Source organism: Variovorax sp. CCNWLW225 (assembly GCF_037204045.1).
Classification (GTDB): Bacteria; Pseudomonadota; Gammaproteobacteria; order Burkholderiales; family Burkholderiaceae_C; genus Variovorax.
The window spans coordinates 243,615-264,522 of sequence record NZ_JBBCBV010000002.1; the positions used below are offsets into that span (position 1 = coordinate 243,615).

12 protein-coding genes are annotated in these 20,908 nt (G+C 66.0%); 7 read left to right on the plus strand and 5 right to left on the minus strand.

Annotated features, from left to right (window positions below):
* Window positions 1–3 precede the first annotated feature (3 nt).
* From V9L20_RS05765 to msrA, 3 genes are all read left to right on the plus strand, one after another.
* Window positions 4–903: a transglutaminase family protein gene (locus tag V9L20_RS05765; protein ID WP_258506031.1), complete on the plus strand. Its 900-nt coding sequence runs from the start codon at window positions 4–6 to the stop codon at window positions 901–903.
* A 199-nt stretch (window positions 904–1,102) separates the two neighbouring features.
* Window positions 1,103–2,638: an alpha/beta hydrolase family protein gene (locus V9L20_RS05770; protein WP_337295853.1), complete on the plus strand. Its 1,536-nt coding sequence runs from the start codon at window positions 1,103–1,105 to the stop codon at window positions 2,636–2,638.
* A gap of 166 nt (window positions 2,639–2,804) precedes the next feature.
* Window positions 2,805–3,506: a peptide-methionine (S)-S-oxide reductase MsrA gene (gene msrA / locus V9L20_RS05775; RefSeq protein WP_337295854.1), complete on the plus strand. Its 702-nt coding sequence runs from the start codon at window positions 2,805–2,807 to the stop codon at window positions 3,504–3,506.
* Window positions 3,507–3,508: 2 nt separating this feature from the next.
* On the opposite strand, the gene V9L20_RS05780 is transcribed toward msrA, so the two are convergent.
* Together V9L20_RS05780 and V9L20_RS05785 are read right to left on the minus strand one after the other, a co-directional pair.
* The gene (locus tag V9L20_RS05780; RefSeq protein WP_337295855.1) at window positions 3,509–4,540 is read right to left on the minus strand and encodes a class I fructose-bisphosphate aldolase; all 1,032 of its coding nucleotides are present in this window, start codon (window positions 4,538–4,540) and stop codon (window positions 3,509–3,511) included.
* A 52-nt stretch (window positions 4,541–4,592) separates the two neighbouring features.
* Window positions 4,593–5,765 (minus strand): NAD(P)/FAD-dependent oxidoreductase, encoded by a 1,173-nt coding sequence (locus tag V9L20_RS05785; RefSeq protein WP_337295856.1) that lies wholly within the window; start codon window positions 5,763–5,765, stop codon window positions 4,593–4,595.
* Between the two features lie 85 nt (window positions 5,766–5,850).
* Between V9L20_RS05785 and V9L20_RS05790 the strand changes: the two genes are divergently transcribed.
* The 3 genes from V9L20_RS05790 to V9L20_RS05800 all read left to right on the plus strand — a co-directional run bounded on the left by V9L20_RS05790 (window position 5,851) and on the right by V9L20_RS05800 (window position 9,182).
* Window positions 5,851–6,744: a LysR substrate-binding domain-containing protein gene (locus V9L20_RS05790; protein ID WP_337295857.1), complete on the plus strand. Its 894-nt coding sequence runs from the start codon at window positions 5,851–5,853 to the stop codon at window positions 6,742–6,744.
* Window positions 6,745–7,045: 301 nt separating this feature from the next.
* Window positions 7,046–7,723 (plus strand): winged helix-turn-helix domain-containing protein, encoded by a 678-nt coding sequence (locus V9L20_RS05795; protein WP_337295858.1) that lies wholly within the window; start codon window positions 7,046–7,048, stop codon window positions 7,721–7,723.
* Window positions 7,716–9,182 carry an ATP-binding protein gene (locus tag V9L20_RS05800; protein WP_337295859.1) on the plus strand — a complete coding sequence of 489 codons (1,467 nt, stop codon included), beginning with the start codon at window positions 7,716–7,718 and terminating at the stop codon, window positions 9,180–9,182. Before V9L20_RS05795 ends, V9L20_RS05800 begins: the two co-directional genes overlap by 8 nt.
* Here the strand turns inward: V9L20_RS05800 and V9L20_RS05805 are convergent.
* From V9L20_RS05805 to V9L20_RS05815, 3 genes are all read right to left on the minus strand, one after another.
* A complete protein-coding gene (locus V9L20_RS05805) occupies window positions 9,125–10,468 on the minus strand; it encodes an HlyD family type I secretion periplasmic adaptor subunit (protein ID WP_258506022.1) in 1,344 nt (447 codons plus the stop codon). The two genes, V9L20_RS05800 and V9L20_RS05805, sit on opposite strands and share 58 nt — an antisense overlap.
* A 21-nt stretch (window positions 10,469–10,489) precedes the next feature.
* On the minus strand, window positions 10,490–12,196 hold the full coding sequence (locus V9L20_RS05810) for a type I secretion system permease/ATPase (protein WP_337295860.1): 1,707 nt from the start codon (window positions 12,194–12,196) through the stop codon (window positions 10,490–10,492).
* A gap of 67 nt (window positions 12,197–12,263) precedes the next feature.
* Entirely contained in the window at window positions 12,264–19,289 is a 7,026-nt protein-coding gene (locus V9L20_RS05815) for a peroxidase family protein (protein WP_337295861.1), read from the minus strand.
* 198 nt (window positions 19,290–19,487) lie between these two features.
* Here V9L20_RS05815 and V9L20_RS05820 point away from each other — a divergent pair, with 198 nt between their 5' ends.
* The gene (locus V9L20_RS05820) at window positions 19,488–20,885 is read left to right on the plus strand and encodes a TolC family outer membrane protein (RefSeq protein ID WP_443098549.1); all 1,398 of its coding nucleotides are present in this window, start codon (window positions 19,488–19,490) and stop codon (window positions 20,883–20,885) included.
* Window positions 20,886–20,908: the final 23 nt, after the last annotated feature.

Sequence of the window (20,908 nt, forward strand, 5' to 3'; positions counted from 1 at the left end):
CGCATGGCCATTCAGTACGACATCACGCACACCACCGTCTACCGCTACAAGAAACCGGTGACCTTCGGGCTGCACCGCGTCATGTTCCGGCCCCGCGACAGCCACGACCTGCGGGTGCTGGCCACCGACCTGCAGGTGAGCCCCCAATCGTTCACTCGGCTCATCCAGGACCCGCATTCCAACTCGGTCGCACTGGTGCAGCCCATGGGCGAGGCCACCGAGCTGCGCATCGTGTGCTCCTTCACCATCGAGCATGTGCCGGCGCAGCAAGACCAGCTCGCGCTCGACCCGGCGGCCGAATTCCTGCCCTTTGCCTATTCGGTGCAGGAGCGCCTCGACCTCGAGCACTACCTGCGCCCGCACCACGACGACGATGCGAACGGCACGCTGATCCGCTGGGCCCACCAGTTCCTGCACACCGACAAGCCCAACAGCACGCGCGAAGTGCTCACGCGCATGAATGCGCACATCGGCCAGAGCCTCGAATACAAGGCGCGCGACGAGGAAGGCACGCAGACGCCGCTCCAGACGCTGGCGCTCGGCAGCGGCAGCTGCCGCGACTACGCGCTGCTGATGATGGAAGCCACGCGCCGCCTGGGCATTGCCACCCGTTTTGTCTCGGGCTACATCTACGACGCCGCGCTCGACCGCGCGGCCCAGTCGCCCGGCGAATCGATGACCGGCGCCGGCACCACGCACGCCTGGCTGCAGGCCTACCTGCCGGGCGTCGGCTGGCTGGCATTCGACCCGACCAACAACCTCATGGGCAGCGGCCAGTTGATCCGCGTCGGCGTCACGCGAGACCCGGCACAGGCCGCGCCGATCTCGGGCAGTTGGTATGGCGACGCCGAGGCCTACGACGGTCTTGAGGCCACGGTGGTGGTCACGCGCCGCAAGGAATGACGCCTCCGCGCGCCGGCATGGCGCGAGTGTCGCGTACGAGATAGCAGCTACGGGAAAGCCCGGGCCGATGCGCCCGGCAACGCCCCTACGCTGCGCCGCCGGTCCAGCGAAATAGCACGGTCGTTCTCTACGGCCTGGCAATGCATCGCTGCGCCGGGCTTCTTCTTCCCAACACCACAAGAACGGAGAGAGACATCCCATGCATTCCGCGCGCCTGACACTTCTTGCCCTTGCAGCCAGCCTTGCCGTCGCATCCTGCGGCGGTGGTGGCGGTGGGGGCGGCTTTGCGTTCACCCCGCTGCCGCCGGCTCCGGCCCCCGCGCCGCCCCCTCCCCCTCCCCCTCCCCCTCCCCCTCCTCCTCCTCCACCGCCCCCGCCGCCGCCGGAAGAGACGCGCCTGCAAGACAGCCGCAACTCGTTCGCGCCCGCAGATGCTTCAGCCACCACCTTCGCGGCGCTCGCACCGGACGCCAGCGACACGGTCGACAACGCCACCACCAGCCGCTGGGCCGGCATGCTCGGCGCCGCGCAATACCAAGTCGAGGTGCCTGCCAACTGGAACGGCAAGCTGGTGATGTATGCGCACGGCTATGCGGGTGAAAGCAACCTGCTGAAGGTGAACGCCCCATCGATCCGCCGCTATCTCATCCAGAACGGCTACGCCTGGGCCGCGTCGAGCTACAGCAAGAATTTCTATGACGTGCGCGCCGGCGTCGAAGACACCAACGCGCTGGCCCTGCAGTTCAACGCCATTGCCAAGGCCAGTGGCCGAGAGCTTGCGGCGCCTTCAAAAATCTACATCACGGGCCATTCGATGGGCGGCCACATCACCGCGGCGGCCATCGAGGACGAGGCTTTCGCCACGGCCAACCACAAGGTCAGGTACAACGGCGCGGTGCCGATGTGCGGCGTGCTGGGCGACACCGAGCTGTTCGACTACTTTGCAGGCGCACAGATTGCCGCACAGGCACTGGCAGGTCTGCCCAAGTACCCGACCGTCAACTGGCTGGACATCAGGACGCAGGTCACGGGCACGCTCTACACGGCCTTTCCGGGCACACCCACGGCCACCGGCCTGAAGTTCGGATCGGTGGTGAAGAACCTCACGGGCGGCGAGCGGCCGATGTTCGATCTCGGGTTCACGCAGGGCGGTTCGTTCGCGGCGGTCTGGGGCGTGTTCGGCAGCGACGGCACCGTCAACGGCATCCTGAACAAGAGCACGCTCGACACCAACCGCTTCACCTACACCATCGACGGCGACGTGGCGGGAACGACCGCGCTGAACGCATCGGTGCTCAAGCTCACCGCGGCACCCGACGCCAACCGGTTGCGCACCGACGGCCTGCGCTGGATTCCCAAGGCGAACGGCGAATTCAAGATTCCGGTGGTCTCGCTGCACACGCTGGGCGACCTGTACGTGCCCTTCAGCATGCAGCAGATCTACAACCAGCGCGTTGCGGCCAAGGGCAACAGCGACTGGCTGGTGCAGCGCGCCGTGCGCGGCATCTCCCATTGCGACTTCACGATCGCGGAGCAGGTCGAAGCCTTCGACGCCATGATCAAGTGGGAGCGCGATGGCGTGAAGCCCGCGGGCGACGACGTGGTCACAGCTGCCACGGTGGCAGCCCCGACCTACGGCTGTACCTTCACTCGCCCACTCGGCACCGTGGACGAAAGCCCCACCAGCCAGGCGACGCGGCCGGGTGCGGCGGCGGCGCGTCCCTGCCCGCCGTAAAAAAAGGCGCAAAGGGTTCTGGCCGGGGTGCAGGCGCCGGTCGAGCGCCTGAACCGGCAGGTCGTCGATAAAAGGCACGGGTACGCGGCATTGACGCACGCCACTTTCGGCGGCAATGTCGCTCCCATCGGCCTGGCATCGATGGCTCACTCGCACGGGACAGCACATGAGAACCCTCGCATTCACCGCAGCCGCGCTCACAGCCGCGGCGCTGGCCTGGCCTGTCGCGTCTTCGTCCGCCGAGCCGGCGCGGCGCGTGCCGGCGCCCAAGGTCGACGTCGTGGCCTCGCCCACCACCAAATACGAAACCGCCGTGTTCGCCGGCGGCTGCTTCTGGGGCGTGCAGGGCATATTCCAGCGCGTCAAGGGCGTGAACAACGCCGTGTCGGGCTATGCCGGCGGCGAATCGAAGACGGCACGCTATGAGCGCGTGGGTTCCGGCAACACCGGCCACGCGGAATCGGTGCGCATCACGTACGACCCGCAGCAGATCAGCTACGGCAAGCTGCTGCAGATCTATTTCTCGGTGGCGCACGACCCGACCGAACTGAACCGGCAAGGGCCGGACACAGGCCCTCAATACCGCTCCACTGTGTTCGCCGAGAACATCGAACAGGCCCGCGTTGCAAGGGACTACATCGTGCAGCTGAACCAGGCCAAGACTTTCGGCAAGCCGCTGGCGACCACCATCGAAATGTCGAAGCCTTTTTATGCGGCCGAGGCCTATCACCAGGACTTCCTCACACGCCATCCGCGGCACGGCTACATCGTGATCCACGACATGCCGAAAATCGAAAACCTGAAGAAGCTGTTTCCGGAGAGCTACCGGTCGACGCCTGTGCTGGTGAACCCGGCAAAAGGCGGATGAACTCAACCGGGCTTCGGTGCGTCCGCCAGCGCGTCGTAGTCGCCGCGGCGCGCAGCCTGGTTGCAGCGGGCGCGGTGCACGAGCGCTTTCTGCGCTGATCCGACATTGGCGGCATCGCCTTTCCAGGCGTCCAGCGCCGGCTGCTGAACGGCGCGCGAGTACGAGAACGCCAGCGCCCAGGGCAGCCGTGATGCGAACCGCGCGTTCATGGCGTTCAACCGGGCCGAAGCAAGCTCTGCCGACTGGCCGCCAGACAGAAACGCGATGCCCGGCACGGCCGCGGGCACAGTGCGCAGGAGGCACGACACCGTGGCGTCGGCAACCTCGTCCACGCTCTCCTGGATCGGGCAGGCCTGGCCGGGCAAGACCATGTTGGGCTTCAAGAGCATGCCCTCCAGCAGCACGCCCTGCAAACGCAATTGAACGAAGACCGCATGCAGCGTTTCTTCGGTGATTTCCGCGCAGCGTGCGAGGAAATGGTCCCCTTCCATCAGCACTTCGGGTTCGACGATGGGAACCAGCCCGGCCTCCTGGCACAGGGCCGCATAGCGGGCCAGCGCATGGGCATTGACCTCGATGCACGCACGGCTGGGCAAGCCGGCACCGGGGGTGATGACGCCGCGCCATTTGGCGAAGCGCGCGCCCATGCCGGCGTATTCGGCCAGCCGCTCGCGCAGGCCGTCCAGGCCCTCGGTCACCGTCTCTCCCGGGTGGCCCGCCAGAGGCTTCGCGCCCGTGTCGACCTTGATGCCCGGAATGATGCCCGCCGCCTCGAGTGCCGAGACAAAGGTCGCGCCCCCGCTCGTGCGCTGCCGGATCGTTTCGTCGAAAAGAATCGCGCCGCTGATGCTTGCGCCAAGGCCGGGCGCGGTCACGATCAGCTCGCGCCAGCTGCGGCGTGCGTCTTCGGTCTGGGGAATGTTCAGCTTCGCAAAGCGCTTGTGGCAGGTGGCGTTGCTCTCGTCCATGGCCAGCAAGCCCTTGTCGCCGGCAACCAGCGCCTGTGCGGTATCGATCAATGCCTGTGCAGTCATGATGCTGTGGCCCTCGCTTGCGGATGATCGTACGCCTGTGCCCGGCCTCCGGCTAGATCACGTTCTTCTCGACCAGCGGCCTGTTTTCGAGAATGCGCGTAAACGAAACCGGCGACAGGTCGAGGCTGCGGTATTCGCCGTAGCGGATGAGCTCCGCCACGCCCCGCCCCGCCGCAGGGCATTGCTGCAGCCCATGCCCCGAGAACCCATTGGCAAAGTAGAGGTTGTCGCAGCCCGGATGCAGCCCGAGGATTGCGTTGTGGTCGAACACGTTCATCTCGTAGTAGCCGGCCCATGCGCTTGTCATGCGAATGGCCTCGAACGCCGGCACGCGCGCAGCCAGCGCCGGCCAGATGAAATCGTCGAAAACGCGGTAGTCGACCTCGAGCGGCGCATCGTCGCGGTCCCGGTCCTGCGGCGGTGCAAAGCCGCAGATGAAACGGCGGCCTTCGGGGCGCAGCCAGATGCCCGAGGTGTCGATGATCAGCGGGCAGCCCGGCAGGGTGTCGGGGCACGAAAAGCTGAACACCATGCGCCGGCGCCCGCGCACCGGCAAGTCGATGCCGGCCCAGCCCGCCACCTTGGCGGCCCAGGCGCCTGCCGCGTTGACCACCACGTCGGCCTCGAGCGGATCGCCGATGTCCAGCTCCACGCCCGTCAACGCACGGCCGCTGCGCTGCAGCCCAATTGCCTTTGCCTGCACATAGCGCGCGCCCTGTGAAATGGCCTTCTTGCGAAACGCCTGCAGCAGGCTGTAGCCGTCGTACCAGCCTTCGCCCGAAAGGCCCAGCGAAGCCAGCGCGATGCCTTCGGTCGAGATCCACGGAAAGCGGGCTTTCAGCTGTTCGGGCGTCATCAGCACCACGTCGACCCGATGCGCCTTCTGCGTTGCATGGTTCTCGCGCAGCACGTCCACACCGCCCGGCGGGGCCAGGTACAGGTACCCGGGCTCGACCAGGCCGATGTCGGGCACGTTGTCGCCCACGCGGAGGGTTTCGCCAAGCCGGCGAAAAAAGTCGATGCCGTAGAGCGACATCTCGATGTTGATGGCGGTGGAGAACTGCTGCCGGATCGAGCTCGCCGACAAGGCCGACGATGCCTGCGTGTACGAGAAGTCGCGCTCGACCACGGTCACGTCGAACGGCTCCTGCGACGGGTCCTGGTTCAGAAAATAGGCAATCGCAGAGCCGATGGCCCCGCCGCCGATGATCACCACACGACGCATGAAATCCCTTTCTTGCTGCTCGCCCACAGGTCCATTCTTACAAGCGCCGGGAAAAACCGCGAGACCCGCACGCAGAATAGCAACGATGAGAAAAGACATTCCCAACCTGGGCGCGCTGCAGGCCTTCGAGGCCTCGGCGCGCCTGGGGAGCTTTACCCGCGCCGCGGCCGAACTGGCGCTGACGCAAAGCGCCGTCGGGCGCCAGGTGGCCACGCTGGAGCAGCGGCTGGGCGTGCCGCTGTTTTCGCGCGTGCGCCGGCGGCTCACGCTCACCGACACCGGCCGTGAATACGCCGCGCGCATCCGCCGCCACCTGGACCAGATCCGCCGCGACACGCTCGAGATCAGCGCCGGCCACGACATGGGTTTTGTGCTCGAAGTGGCGGTGGTTCCCACCTTTGCCACCCAATGGCTGATTCCCCGGCTGCCCGACTTCAGCCGGCAGCACCCGAACATCACGGTCAATCTCTCGGTGCGCACGCAGCCCTTCTCTTTCCAGGACAACGCCTATGACGCCGCCATCTATTTCGGCGACCAGTTCTGGCCGAGCACGCAGGGCGGGTTGATCTTTTCCGAAGGCGAGATGGTTCCCGTCTGCAGCCCGGCGTTCCGCGATGCCAACGGGCCGTGGAACGAAGCGGCCTTCGAGCGTTGCCGCCATGTGCACCTGAGCACCCGCGCGCACGCCTGGCGCGACTGGTATGCGCAACAGGGCTGGGACTACACGCTGCACGCCTCGCGCGGCCCGCGCTACGAGCTCTTCACCATGGTGACCGCCGCCGCGGCGGCCGGAATGGGCGTGGGCCTGGCGCCGCGCCTTCTGATCGAGCGCGAATTGCGAACCGGCGAACTCGTGGTACCGATCGACCGGCACCTGGACGTGAGCCAGGGCTACTACTTCGCCTACCCGGAAGGCCCGCCCGCATCGGGGGCGCTGGAACAGTTCAAGGACTGGGTGCTTGGGCTCTCACCCGATTGAGTAATAGATCTAAAGAAAACGTGAGGAGGTAAGAAAAACGTTGCACTTTGCCTCGTCACTCTATACATTGATACCTCCGTTTTCATGGCGCAAGATGGACCTGACCCCCGCCGGCCGCTGCGTGAGCAGACGACCCCGAGAGCCAACATCGATTGAGCAAGATCAATGGGCGGAGGAGACAAGAATGGATTTCGAAAGCCCTCTTTCGAAGAGGAGCCCGCTGGTGCCCCCGGTGCGAACCTCGCTCGCCGAGTTCGTGCGGCGTTTGCGCTGACCCGCGTTCCATTCACGTCGGTGCCGCATGCGCCTTCTCCTGGTCGAAGACAACGAACTGCTCGGAAGCGCGGTTCACAAAGGCCTGGTTCGAACGGGCTACGCGGTCGACTGGAATCGCCTGGGAAAAGACGTTCTCTCGTCGCTCGCGTCCTGCACCTACGACTGTGTGCTCCTTGACCTCGGCTTGCCCGACGTCACCGGAGACATATTGCTCAAGAGCATCCGAACGCGCGGCATTGCCATTTCGGTGATCGTGATCACGGCGCGTTGCGGCATTCGGGAACGGGTGCGCCTGCTCGACATGGGTGCCGACGACTACATGATCAAGCCGCTGGACCTGGACGAAGTGGCCTCCAGGGTCAGGGCTGTGCTGCGCCGGGTGAACGGCAAGACGCCCAGTGCTGCCGAGCCGGAGCACGGCCCGCTGAAGCTGCACCCCTCCCATCGCATGGCGACGCTGCATGGCAACGTCGTTCCGTTGACCAACAAGGAGTTCTGGCTGCTGGAGATCCTGGTGCGCCGCAAGAACCAGGTGCTTTCGCGCTCCCAGCTCGAAGAGGCGCTCTACACCTTCGACGTCGAGGTCGAGAGCAATGCGGTCGAGGTCCACGTTCATTTTCTGCGGCGCAAGTTCTCGCCCAAACTCATCCTCACGGTGCGAGGCGTCGGCTACCAGCTCGGGCCAGAGACCTGGAATGAATAAGCGGTCGGGCGCCCCGTGGTCCCTGCGCCGCCGCCTGGCGGCAATTGTGCTCTTCGTATGCGGCGCCACGCTGCTGGCCGCAGCTGCCGCCATGTACAGGGCCGACCACCTCTCCGACCAGAAAGTGCTGGATGCCCGTCTTGTTGCGCTGGCGCATACCGCACTGGCGTTCGCGGACCACGAAATCGCCGAGATCTCCGCGGAGGGACACGACGACGGCGTCCACGAGACCGGCGACACGCTCGGCACGCACTATCACTACCAGATATGGTCGCCCAACGGGCGACTGCTTCTTCAGAGCCACAAGGCCCCCTCGGGCGTCCCGATGCGGCCGCTTGCAGAGCGCGGGTTCGGCAAGGCAATGGTGGATGGCGAGAGCGTGCGGACTTATTCGGAGGCAGCCAAGAAGGGCGGCATGATCGTCCAGATCGCGGAGCGCGCGGGCTACCGCAAGGGTGCGATCGGCACCACCACCAGGTACTTTCTTTCCTACCTGGCGATTCCGCTCATCCCGATCTTCTTGAGTGCCTGGTGGTTCCTCCACCGTGCACTTCGGTCCGTCGAGGGCTACGCCTCACAGCTTCGGGAACGCCACGCGCTCGACCTCACGGAACTGAATGCCGAGGACCCGCCTACCGAACTCAGACCCATGGTCGATTCGATCAACGCATTGTTCGATCGGTTCAGAAAGGCGTTGTCGGTCGAGCGCGACTTCACCGTGATTGCGGCGCACGAGATGCGCACCCCGCTCGCCGGCCTGCGCGCGCAAGCCCAGTTGGCCTCCACGCTCGCGGATTCACCGCAAGAGTTGTCGGCTTCCTTGCGGCATCTGATGTCGGGTATCGACCAGGCCAGCTACCTTCTCGATCAGCTGCTCGATCTCGCGCGAATCGACAGCCTTGCGGCGACCGGCGGGCATGCCCTGAACCTTGTGAACCTGGAAGAGGTCTACCGAGACGTGATGGCCGACCTCGGTCCGGCGGCGGCCCAGCGCGATCTTGCGCTGAAGACGCGGTTCGAGGTGCGGGAGCTGCTGGCCGAAGAGCTCGGCCTGCATCTGCTGATGCGCAACCTGATCGTCAACGCGATTCGTTTCACCCCCGTCGGCGGGCGCCTCGAAGTGGGCAGCGCGCGGGGTCGCCACGCAGTTGTACTCACCGTCGACGATTCGGGCCCCGGCATTCCCGCCAGCCGGCACGCGGAGGCGTTTCAGCGCTTCAATCGCCTCGGACGCGTCGACGGGCATGGCGTCGGCCTCGGCCTGTCGATCGTGCACGCGGTGGCGCAGGCGCATCACGCACCGGTGCGCCTGCTCCAGTCGCCGCTGGGCGGCCTGCGGGCCTCGGTCCGGTTTCCCACGGCAGCCCCGGGAACATCCGCGCCCGACCGGAGCGAAGTGGTTCACATCTGCCTCGCCGCCCTGCGCAACGTCGACGTGATGGGGTCCAGAAGGTACTGAAGCGCGGTCTGGAATCCGCCGTCGATATAGACCTCGGCAGGCATGCCGGCCTGCATCTTCAGGTCGCCCACCGCCTTCACCGACTCCGCGTCGGCCAGGATCGAAACACTGTAGTACGGCATCTGCGTGGACTTGTCGGTAAACCGGTCGCCCGATACATAGGTGACCTTGCCCGAAACCATCGTGGCATTGCGGTACTTGAACGCGGTGAACTTGATGCGTGCGTGCTGCCCTATCAGGACGTTGTTCACTTCTTCGGGCCGTATCTGCGCCTCGATCATCAGGGCCGTGTTGCTCGGCACGATCTCGGCAATGGTTTCACCGGGCCGCACGACCGACCCCGGCGAGGTGAACTTCAAATCGATGATCTCGCCGGCCGCCGGCGCCAGCACCACCTGCCGCGTGGTGGCATCGTCGGACTTGCGCAGTTCCTGCTCGATCTCGCTCACCCGCGCCACCGTCGTCTTGAGCTGGTCGCTCGCCGAGCGAAGGTATTCGTTGACGATCGAATTGCTCTTGATGTCGGCGTCGATCAGCCGCCCATGGCCGCGTGCGAGCTCGGAGCGGCGCTCCTCCAGCTTGGAGGTGTAGTCGGCCACCGAGGCTTCCATCTGGTTGATGCGCGCCGACGATACGAAGCCCTCCTGCACCAGGCCGCGATTGGCATCGAGGTCGCGGTGCTGCAGGGCCAGAGATTCCTGCGCCTTGCTGCCCTGCGCCTCCAGCGCCCCGATTTCCTGCTGCACCCTCTGGCGCAATTGCCGCATCAGCGCCAGCTCGCTCTGCAGCGAATGCCGGCGCGCATGGAACAGTGCCGATTCCTTGGCCATCGCATCCTGCAGGCGCGTGTCCTTGCGGGCTTCCGCCTGCAGGCTCTCGGAAAACACCAGCTTGTCGGCGCGGCGCTGCTCCGCATCCAGCCGCTCCAAGGCCGTGCGTTCTACCGCAAGGCGATAGGTGAGCCGGTTGCGGTCGGCGTCCACCCCCACGTCGCCGATGACCACCAGCGGTTCGCCTTCTTTCACCACCTGTCCGTCGCGAACGAGCACCTGCCGCACGATGCCGCCTTCCAGATGCTGGACGGGCCGCCGGTTCAAGTCCACCTTGACGTGCGCCGGTGCCACCACCGCCATTGCCAAAGGCGCGAGCCCGACCCACGCCCCTAGCGGGATGACGATGCCCAGCACCGTCCACAGCCCCATGTTCATGAGACGCCTGATCTGCTGTTCGCTGGTCTTTCGCTTCGGTGCCCTGCCGGCATGCGGGAGCGCTTGTGCGTGCGTCATATGGTCCTGCCTTTCCGGGTCTTATGCCGTGCGTTCGCGTTCACGCTCGCGCTCGCGTTCGGCGACTGCGGCCTGCGATTGCTTCTGCATTGCCTTCATCACCTCGCCAGCCGGCCCGAACTGCTTCACCTGCCCGGCCTCGAGGATGAGGATCTTGTCCACGTGCGCGACCAGCGACGGGCGGTGCGTCACCACAATGGAGGTCACACCCTCTGCGCGCAGGCTGCTGAGGGCGTGCGCCAGCGCAATTTCGCCCTCCGCGTCCAGGCTCGCATTCGGTTCGTCGAGCACCACCAGGCGCACATCGCCATACATCGCGCGTGCAAGCGCAATGCGCTGGCGCTGCCCCGGCGACAGGCGCGCTCCGGCCTCGCCGATGGGCGTGTCGTAGCCCTTGGGCAGTTGCAGGATCATGTCGTGCGCGTTGGCCCGCTTGGCGGCCGCGATCACCGCCTTGGGGTCGGGCTTGGAGAGCCGGCCGATGTTGTCGGCGACCGTGCCGTCGAACAGTTCCACGTCCTGCGGCACATAGCCGATCCATGGGCCCAGTTCGCTGCGCGGCCAGGCCGAGAGATCGGCTCCGTCCAACCTGACGGTACCGATGGTCGGCTGCCAGATGCCGGTCAGAAGCCGCGCCAGCGTCGATTTTCCCGCTGCGCTCGCCCCGATGATGGCCAGCGCCTCGCCCGCGGCGAGGTTCAGGGAAACGCCGGTCAGCGCCAGTTTTTCGGTGCCCGGCAGGCGCAGCGATACGCCTTCCGCACGCAGCTCGCCCACCGGCCGGGGTAGCGACATCTGCGGCTCGCCCTTGTCGAAGTGGCCGCACAGGTCGCGCAAGCGGCGATAGGCGGAACGCGCTTCGTTCAGCACGCGCCAGCTGCCGACGATCTGCTCCACCGGCTGCAAGGCGCGGCCGAGCAAAACAGTGGTGGCGATCATCACGCCCGCCGAAGCCGACTGCGTGAGGACCAGGTAGGCGCCGATCGACATCATCATGACCTGCACGCCCTGGCGCAGAAACCTCGACGCGGCGCTGAACATCACGCTCGAATGGCTGGTAGCGCCCTGCAGCGCCAGCGCCTCGTCCTGCTGCTTGCGCCAGCGGCCCAGCAGGCGCTCGGTCATGCCCATGGCCTGCAGCACCTCCGCGTTGCGCAGCGACCCTTCCACGTAGCGCGATGCGCTGCGCGTTTCCTTCTGCACCGCGTCCAACGCCTTGCGGCTCATCCGGTCGTTGAGCCAGGCCAGGCCGATCATCACGATGGCGGCGCCTGCGGCACCCAGGCCCAGCGCCGGGTGGAAGAAGGCGATGACGGCCACGTAGACCACGATCCACGGCGCATCCATCAGCGCCGTCAATCCGTTGGCCGAGAACAGGCCTCGCAACGTGGCGATGTCGCGCATCGCATCCGGCCGCGCATTCAGCGGCGATCGGGCGGTGGCGGTAACGACCGCATGCACCACCGGCGGCGAGAGCCGCTCGTCGACGATGGTGCCGCTCAGGTGCTGTAAGCGCAGCCGCACGTAGTCGAGCACGAACAAGATGGCCAGCGCAGCGCCTACGCCGCCCAGCAAGACCCACAGCGTCTCGCGGCTGTTGGTGGGAATCACCCGGTCGAACACCTGCAGCATGAACAGCGCAGGCACCAGGTACAGCAGATTGATGACGAACGAGAAAAGCGCCATGTTGAACAACAGTGGCTTCATCTCGGCCCAGATCGGCTTCATGTTCTTGTCTCCTCCAGTATGCGGAGCAAGGCGCTTGCGCGCCCTGCTCCGTGCCTTGCCACGCCGTTCAGACGAAGTCGAAGTTGCCCGCCACGACCGCGGCATTGGCACTGAAGGTGCCGATCAGCGTCAGTTCCCCGGCAGACGTCTCCCCTCCGCCGGCCTGCACCCATTGCCAGAGCGAGAAGCTGTTGCCGTTGGTGTCGTTGATGACCAGCAGCGCGTCTTCGCCGGCGCCCGCGGTAATGGAGAACTCGGCGTTGAATGCCGCCGAAACCGCCGCCGCGTTGCCCAGGTTCGCAGTCGTCACGCCTTCACCGCCGGCCCCTGTCAGCAGCAAGGCTTCGATGTCGGCGTTGCCCTGCCCGACCGTGACATTCACCGTGCCGCCGGAGCCGTTGCCCGAAGCGAACAGGAAGGCGTCGTTGTTGTTGCCGTCGTCCCATGCGGTGTTGAGCGCCCCGGTGAACTCGATGCGGTCGTCCCCTGCCGCGGTCGGTCCGTTGGCGTCGAAGTTGCTGACCACGTCGCCGAACTCGTCGGCCGCGCTGAACCTGAAGATGTCTTGCGCGTTGTCGTTCGCCGCCCCCGAGTTGAGGATGTCGGCGCCAATCCCGCCGATGATGATGTCGCCTCCGGCACCGCCATTGATGGTGTCGTTGCCCGCTCCGCCGTTGAGCGTGTTGGCTCCGGCATTGCCCGTCAGGTTGTCGCTGCCCGATCCGCCGGTCACGTTCAGGATGCTGGCAATCGACGTGAAGCCCGACGCTGCGCCCGTCGCCAGGTTGACCGTGACGGGCGTCGCGGAGGCGCCGTACGACAGCGTGTCGGCGTTGCCGCCGAGGTTGGCGCTGATCGATTCGACGCCGGTGACAGTGGCGCCTTCGAAGCCGGTGATGGCCCCGTTGTAGACGACATCCAGCACATCGTTGTTCGCCACGCCCGTGATGTTCAGCGTGTCGTTGCCTCCGCCGCCGTCGATGGTGTCGGCGCCGCCGCCGATCGCGTAGGTGAAGGTGTCGTTGCCTAGGCCGCCGTTCAGGACATTCGCGGCCGTGCTGCCGGAGATGGTGTCGGCGCCACTGCCGCCGGTGAAGTTCTCGATAGACACCAGCACGTCGGAGTTGGCCGCATTGTTGCCGGAGCCGCCGACGACGATCGGCGCCGCGCCGCCCAGGTTCACCGTGAGTGCCGCGGTGTACGCCGAGTAGTTGGCGGTGTCGGTGTTGGCCCCGCCGTCGAGCGTGTCGCGCACGTTGTCCACCGTGGCGCTCAGCGTGTCGTTGCCCGCTCCGCCGCTCAGGAGGTTGGCAACGCCGAGCCCCGCGGTTCCGCTCGCCGTCAGCGAGTCGGCGAAGGCGCTTCCGACCAGGTTCTCGATGCTCGAGAGCGTGTCGCTGCCCGCCCCGCCGGTGGCTTGCGCCGCCGCAATGGCCAGCGACACCGTGACGCCCGCGGTCGCCGTGGCATAGCTCGCGGTGTCGCTGCCGCCGCCGCCCGTCAGCACGTTGTTGCCGGCGTTGCCGGTGATCACGTTGGCCGACCCATTGCCGGTACCGTTGATGTTGCCGGTGCCAAGCAGGGTGAGGTTCTCCACGTCCGCATCGGTGATGGTGTAGGTGACGGTCGACTGCACGGTGTCGGTGCCGCCGCCCCCGCCCTCTATGACGGTGTCGGTTGCACTGTCCACCAGGAAGGTGTCGTCGCCCGCGCCGCCGTTCATCGCGTCGTTGCCAACGCCGCCGTCCAACGTGTCGTTGCCGTCGTTGCCATTCAGCGTGTCGTTGCCGATGCCGCCGGCCAGCAGGTCGTCGTCATCCCCGCCGTTCAGTGTGTCGTTGCCGTCACCACCCAGGAGCGTGTCGATGCCCAAGCCGCCGTTCAAGGTGTCGTTGCCGCCGAGTCCGCTCAGCGTATCGGCTAGGTCGCCGCCGCTGATGACGTTGTTCAGGGCATTGCCGGTTCCGACGAACGGATCGGCATCGATGCCGGTGTACGTCAGGTTCTCCACGTTGGCGACGAGCTCCAGCGAGTACGCGGCCATCTCGGTCTCGACTTCGTCCGTGCCGGCACCCGCCGCCTCGACAACCACGTCAGCCAGGTCATCGACGATGTACGTGTCGTTGCCGCCCAGACCGACCATCGTGTCTGCATCGAGGCCGCCGTCAAGCACGTCGTTGTCGCCAGCGCCCGAGCCGCCGACCAGCAGGTCGTCGCCGATTCCGCCGTTGAGTTCGTTGTCGCCAGTGCCGCCGAAGATCAGGTCGTTGCCGCTGCCGCCAGTGATGACGTCATCGGTGCCGTTCTCGCCCGCGATGAAGTTATTGGCGATAGAGGCTGCCAGGTTGATGGTGCGCCCAAAGCCGGTGGGATCGAGCCGGCTCACCAGGTAGTCCTCCGTGCCGAGCAGGTAACCCTCGAAGGTGGCATCGCCGAAGTTGATGCGCTCCACGCCGGTGCCGGCCACGTTGCCCGTGAAATGGTTGGCGACGGTGACCGTCTGGCCGTTGAAGTTGAGGACCAGGCTACCGGTGGCGGTGCCCGTGTTGTTGTCCGCGGCATTGAGCCCGGTGATCGGGTTGACCGTTCCGGCGACAGGATCCAGCACGCCCGGCACGATGACGATGCGATCGGCGGTGCCGCCGCTCGTCGCGCTGACGCCTTCGTTGATCGTGTCACTGCCGTCCGCAAGGCCGAAGGTGTAGGTGTCGTCGCCCAGGCCGCCGTTGAGCACGTCGTTGCCGATGCCACCGCTCAGCTGATCGTTGCCCGCGCCGCCGTTGAGCGTGTCGGTGCCCGCGCCGCCGATCAACACGTCGTTGCCGCCGTTGCCGTTCAGCGTGTCGTTGCCACCAAAGCCCAGCAGCAGGTCGTTGCCTTCGCCGCCGTTGAGCACGTCATCGCCGTTGGTGCCCGCGACGATCGTGAGGGTGGAATCCGTGAACTGCAGGCGTTCGATGCCGCTCAGCGTGTCGGTGCCTTCAATCGGGTCGATCCCGATGTCGGTGACCGTGAGCCTGCCGTCGGCAGTGGAACCGAAGGCGTAGTTGGCCAGCGGCCCCAGGTAGGCGACCGTGTCGATATCGGCGACAGCGTCGGCGTCCGACTTGATCGAGCGGACGATCGCCAACTGGCCGGGGTTGATGGTGCCCGCGAACATCGAGTTGACCAGCGTCTTCATGCTGCTGTGCAGCGCGATGGGGGTGCCGGTGTGATTGGGGTCGTTGGTGGCGTAGACGCCGATCTGCACGTCCAGCCACTTGTCGCCGTCGATGATGTCGTCGCCGCCGCGGCCCATGATGAGGTCGCTGCCATCGCCGCCAAGGATGATGTCGCCCGCCATGTAGCTGGTGACTCCGGCGCCCAGCACCGCCTGCAGGCCCGCAATGCGTGCGATGCCCGCCGCATCGAGCCGGCTGCCGGTGTAGCCCTCGGTGCCGCCTTGTGCGAACGGAAGCCGCTCGTCGGCAATGGTGTCGGCGCCGGTAAGCACGTCGTTGAAGCGCGTGCCCGAAAGACCTTCGACCGATTCGTAGGCATCCAGCGTTCCGTTCTGGGGCGGCGTCGGGTTCTCGTCGAACACAATGCCGCGCGTCAGGTCGGCATCGACGAAGGCTGTGTTGTCCTTATAGGTCACCCAGTCCCAGCCCGACATGCCGGCCAGCTTGCCGCGGCCCGGGCTGCCCACCATGATGTCGTCGCCGCCCTCGGCAATGAACTCGTCGAAGCCGCCGTCGCCCAGGAACACGTCGTGGCCGACGATGCCGTCTTTTGCAAAGATCTCATCGAAGCTGTCGCCGGGCGCACCGTCGAAGGTGCCGGTTTCGATCCAGTCGTCGCCCTCGTTGCCCAGAATGCGCTCGGCGTTCTTGCTGCCGAGGATGAAGTCGTTGCCTTCGCCCGCGAAGACTTCCGAGCCCGCATCGGTGCCCAGGACGATGAAGTCCTGCCCCTTTCCGCCCATGATCAGGTCGAGGCCCGGGCCGCCATGGACCACGTCGTTGCCGTCGCCGGCCTTGATGTTGTCGTCGCCGCCCAGGTCCCTGACGATGTCGTCGCCCGCCCCGGCGTTGATGATGTCGTTGCCGGCACCCCCTTCGAGGTTGTCGTTGCCGCCGTCGCCGTGGATGGTGTCGTCGCCCTCGCTGGCAATGATGATGTCGTTGCCCTCGGTGCCGCCGAGCACCACGTGCTGGTCACCCGTGTACCTGAGGTAGTTGGTGTCCGGCCCGACTGTGCCGGGGTTGTTGCGAACCACCAGCGGCGTCAGGATGCCGCCGCCCACCGGGTCGGTGCTCTCCAGGTCCCCGTCGCCGTCCAGGTCGTTGAACTGCCTTGTGATGTCCACTTCGAGCGCCAGGCCCGGGGTCGAGAACACGTCCGACGGCAGGTGCGTCGCGTTCGTGTTGGTCATGATCATTTCAGCGAACGAGTTGTTCTCCATTTCGCCGAACAGGTGCAGGCCGTCGAGCCGCTGCAGATAGTAGAAGCGGTCGCCGTTCTGCAGGCTCTCCATCTGGTTCTCGAACACGAAGTTGAAGGTCGAGCCGAGCATGCCGCCGAACGGAAGAATCTTCTCTGCCAGGCCGCCGATCCACAGGTCGACGTTGTCCAGGCCGGTGATGGTGACTCCGTTGGCGTTGCTGGTCCAGGCGCCCGTTCCGTTGAGGAAGTCGACCGAATCCTCAGGTACCAGCAGTCCGCCGACCGAAGCGCCCGTAATGATCGTCAGCGCCGCATCGCGCTTTCCCTCGATCGTGGTCTGCCCGGTAATGAGCTGGTGCGTGCCGTAAGCGGCAATGAAGTTGATGATCGACGCTTCGTGCTTGAGGTTGCCGGCAAAGTCCACCCAGCTGTCGTATGGGCGAAGTTCGGCGGCGTTGTTGGTTGCGTTGTAGAACTCGCGCCGGGCGGCGTTGAGCGACGGCACGCCCGTGTCGCGGCCGCGCGCCAGGTTGATGGTCGCAAGGTCGAGCGGAAGGCCCAGCAGGTTGTTGCGCAACGCGCTGGTCACGAACTCGTCGATCTCGTTGCCTACCTGCCGCGTCATGCCGCGGATGATTGCGCCGGCGGCAATGTCGTCGGTGATGGTATGGCCGGAGTCGAACGCCACCGGATTGAGGAAGCCCTCGATCAGGCCGATGTCGTTCGGGTTGAAGTTTGGGTCGAAGCGGTCGATGGTCTCGGTGAGCATCGAGTGCCCGAAGCGGTACACCACGTGCGCAAACTCGGCGACGATCGACGGATCGATGGTCACGTCGAAGCCGTCCGGAACGACGAACGCGTTGATCTGCGGCTGCACCTTGCGCGCGAACTCCTCGAACACCAGGTGCTGGTATTGCATCTCGGTGGTGAACTTGGCGGACTGGAACAGGCGCTCGCCGTCCCAGACCAGCGTGCTGAGGTCCACAGGCAGGGCCGCAACGTCTTCGAGCAGCCATTCGTTCAGGAAAGCCAGGTCCCCGCCCGCCGCGGTGGAAAGAATGACTTCCTTGTTGTGGTCGACCATGCGGTTGTGCTCGGCATGGAAGACATGGTGAACGGCGGTCAGGCCGATGTTCTCGTTCACGCGGCCGTCGCCGGCGATGAAGTGGGCGTCGAGCAGCTCGTTGTCGTACTCGGCATCGCCATTGCCCGGGTTGCCCAGGCCGATGGTGATGTCGCCGTCGGCGATCTTGCCGATGGGAACGGCTTCATGCGCGATGTCGGCCAGGAAGGCATGGCCGGTGCGAAGCGCCAGTGCCGTCGTCGGATTGACGGGGCTGCCCGGCGTGCCGGACACCACGATGTCGTCGGCCGTGTTCGGAATGCCGTCGACACCGATGCCGGTGATGACCTGCGCGAACCCGGTCACCGGGTCGGGAATGAAGTTGCCGTACTGGTCCGTTCTGAGCAAGGGCACGCTGCCCACGTCGAAGTCGGTCAGCTGGATGCCCAGGAGCAGCGCTTGCGCCTTGACTTCGCCCCACGTCGCCATGCCGCCGTTGCCGCCTTCGATCAGCTTGCCGGTCGCAACCGGCACGCCCTGGTCATTCAACTCGTACTGGCGCAGGAACACCTGGTGCGAAGAATGCGAGGTGTAGGTCTGGTTCTGGTCGACGAAGGATGTGGTGGTGTTCACCGGCCCGACGTCGTCGGCCGTTCCCATGATGCCGTCCTGCCCGGCGGACACGGTGGCGCGCGTCAGCACCATGAAATTGGTGTTGCTGCCCTCGACGTAGAGCGGATCGTCCGGCTGCAGGGGAATGAAGACTGTGCCGCTGCCGCCCTTGTTGACGAGGTCGAGCCCGTGGTCGAAGAACTGGCCGAACAGCGTGAACCATGAATTGAACGAGGCCGAGAGGCCGACGTCCGGCGAGATGTTGGGCAGGCTGACGTTGTCGCCTTCCATCACGATGCCGTAGGGCGCGACGGCGGCGTCGCGCACCGCGCGGGCGTCTTCCAGTGCGGTAACCGTCAATGCATGTGCCGCGTCGGCGTCGGCCGCCGCATCGAGGGCTGCCTGCTCCTGCGGCGTGGGGGGCGTGTTGGGGTCGCCATCGCCGAGTTCCTCCGCATCGGCCCGGGCGTTCTGCGCAATGACGCGCGCCTGGTACTCGGCATCGGAAGCGGGCTTGAAGGCTTCGTAGATGACAGTGACGGCCGCAAGGTCGGCCATGGAATTCGCCGAGCCGGCACGGTCCAGTGCCGTCAGGATCGCGGCCGGGTTGCCCAGCGTCTGGTCGACCAGCAGGTTGGAGATGGTGCGCAGGCTCGAGTCGAAGACCAGCGAGTTCGGATCGTTGCTCGGGGCGTAGGTCGCCGACGTCGGCATTGCCGGCGCGGGGCCGGGCCCGTCGGGATCGAACAGCGTGCCGTCCGCGGGCCGGTACACCGGGTCCATCAGCGACGGGAACTGCTGGTCCGCCGCCCCCCACGTTTCATGAAGCAGGTTGTTGTACGTGCCATCGACCGTACGCAAACCCCAACTGACGTTGTACGCGGGCACCAGGCCTCCTGGCCCGAACAACGGCTGCCCTGCGGCATGCGCCTCCGAGATCTTGATCTGCGCAAGGATGAACTCGAGGTCTGCTTGATTGACAGTGACTGACATGGCGCGGCTCCTCTGTGTGGTGGGATTGGTTGAAAGCGTTGTTTCCGCCACGGTTGAGTCTTTGCCCCGACTCTTAAGATTTCCTTAAGCAATTGGTAGTAATTTCCACTGGCGTACTGATGCTTCCCGCGCATGCGGGCACGGCTTCAGGCGAGTGATGCCGGTGCGAAGAAGACCAATGTCCGGAGGAGAAAAAAAATGCAAACCTCACGCCGCGCTGCATCGGCAAGCAAGCCGTTCGCGCTGATGCTGCTGCTGGCCGCCGCGGCGCCTGCATCGGCACAAAGCCTGGTGGAGCTGTACCAGTCGGCGCGCAGCTACGACGCCGTCTACCAAGGTGCGCGCGCACAGTACGACGCGAGCGTGGCCAGGGCGGCACAGGCACGCGCGGGTGTGCTGCCGGTAATCAACCTCACGGCGGGGGCCTCCTTCACCGAGCAGGACGTGTCTGCCGGCAACGCCGCGTTCACGCGCGGCGTCAGCTCGCGAAACATCGGCATCAACCTGATCCAGCCTCTGTATCGCCCCGCCGCCTGGGCCGCGTACGAGCAAGGCAAGCGGCAGGAAGAAATCGCACGGACGCAGCTGACGCTGGCCGAGCAGGATCTCATCGTGCGTGTGAGCCAGGCTTATTTCGATGTGCTCGCCAGCGACGACACCCTGGCGCTGGTGCGGGCGCAAAAGGCTGCGGTGGCCGAACAGCTCGCCTTTGCCAAACGCAATTTCGAGGTCGGCACATCGACCATCACCGACGCGCGCGAAGCCCAGGCCCGCTACGACCTCGTCATTGCGCAGGAAATTGCCGCCGAGAACGACCTGCAGGTCAAGAAGCTCATCCTCGACCAGCTCGTCGGACAGGTGGGCAGCGTGCCGACGCCGCTCGCCGCGCCGGTGGTGCTCCCCGGGCTGGCACCGGGCGACGTGGGTAGCTGGCTTGCGCAGGCCGAGGCCGCGCATCCGGCCATCGTTCAGGCGGCCCTTGCGGTGGAGGTTGCAACGCTCGAAGTCCGCAAGGCAGAGGCCGGGCACAAGCCCACGATCGACGCCCAGCTGGGCTACAACGTCAGCACCAACCCGCCAGGCAATTCACCCAGCGCCTCGACGGACAAGGTGCGTGTAGCCGGGGCCAGCATAGGCGTGGTCTTCAACATGCCGCTATACGCCGGCTTCGCAACCGAGAACCGGGTGCGCGAGACGCTGGCGCTCGAAGACCAATCGCGCGCCTCTCTCGAAAACGCGCGCCGCAGCGTTTCTGTTTCCACCCGTGCCGCCTACCTTGGGCTGGTGTCCGGCGCCAGCCAGGTGAAGGCGCTCGAGGCAGCCGAAGCATCGAGCCAGGTGGCCCTGGACGCCAACCGCATGGGCTACCGGGTGGGCGTGCGCATCAACATCGACGTGCTCAATGCGCAGAGCCAGCTTTACCAGACCGAGCGCGACCTGGCGCAGGCCCGCTACAACGTGCTGTTGGGCGACCTGCGCCTGCGCCAGGCGAACGGCTCGCTCACCGCCGATGCACTTGCGGCGCTCAATGCCACTTTGGCGCTCGACGGCAGGCCGGCGGTCGACAGCGCCGCCCCTGTCACGCATCCGCGATAGCACCGACGAATGGCGGCGCGAGG

Coding starts and splice junctions, on each gene's coding strand:
- V9L20_RS05765 (WP_258506031.1), top strand. CDS start 4: ATGGCCATTCAGTACGACATCACGCACACCACCGTCTACCGCTACAAG.
- V9L20_RS05770 (WP_337295853.1), top strand. CDS start 1,103: ATGCATTCCGCGCGCCTGACACTTCTTGCCCTTGCAGCCAGCCTTGCC.
- msrA (WP_337295854.1), top strand. CDS start 2,805: ATGAGAACCCTCGCATTCACCGCAGCCGCGCTCACAGCCGCGGCGCTG.
- V9L20_RS05780 (WP_337295855.1), bottom strand. CDS start 4,540: ATGACTGCACAGGCATTGATCGATACCGCACAGGCGCTGGTTGCCGGC.
- V9L20_RS05785 (WP_337295856.1), bottom strand. CDS start 5,765: ATGCGTCGTGTGGTGATCATCGGCGGCGGGGCCATCGGCTCTGCGATT.
- V9L20_RS05790 (WP_337295857.1), top strand. CDS start 5,851: ATGAGAAAAGACATTCCCAACCTGGGCGCGCTGCAGGCCTTCGAGGCC.
- V9L20_RS05795 (WP_337295858.1), top strand. CDS start 7,046: ATGCGCCTTCTCCTGGTCGAAGACAACGAACTGCTCGGAAGCGCGGTT.
- V9L20_RS05800 (WP_337295859.1), top strand. CDS start 7,716: ATGAATAAGCGGTCGGGCGCCCCGTGGTCCCTGCGCCGCCGCCTGGCG.
- V9L20_RS05805 (WP_258506022.1), bottom strand. CDS start 10,468: ATGACGCACGCACAAGCGCTCCCGCATGCCGGCAGGGCACCGAAGCGA.
- V9L20_RS05810 (WP_337295860.1), bottom strand. CDS start 12,196: ATGAAGCCGATCTGGGCCGAGATGAAGCCACTGTTGTTCAACATGGCG.
- V9L20_RS05815 (WP_337295861.1), bottom strand. CDS start 19,289: ATGTCAGTCACTGTCAATCAAGCAGACCTCGAGTTCATCCTTGCGCAG.
- V9L20_RS05820 (WP_443098549.1), top strand. CDS start 19,488: ATGCAAACCTCACGCCGCGCTGCATCGGCAAGCAAGCCGTTCGCGCTG.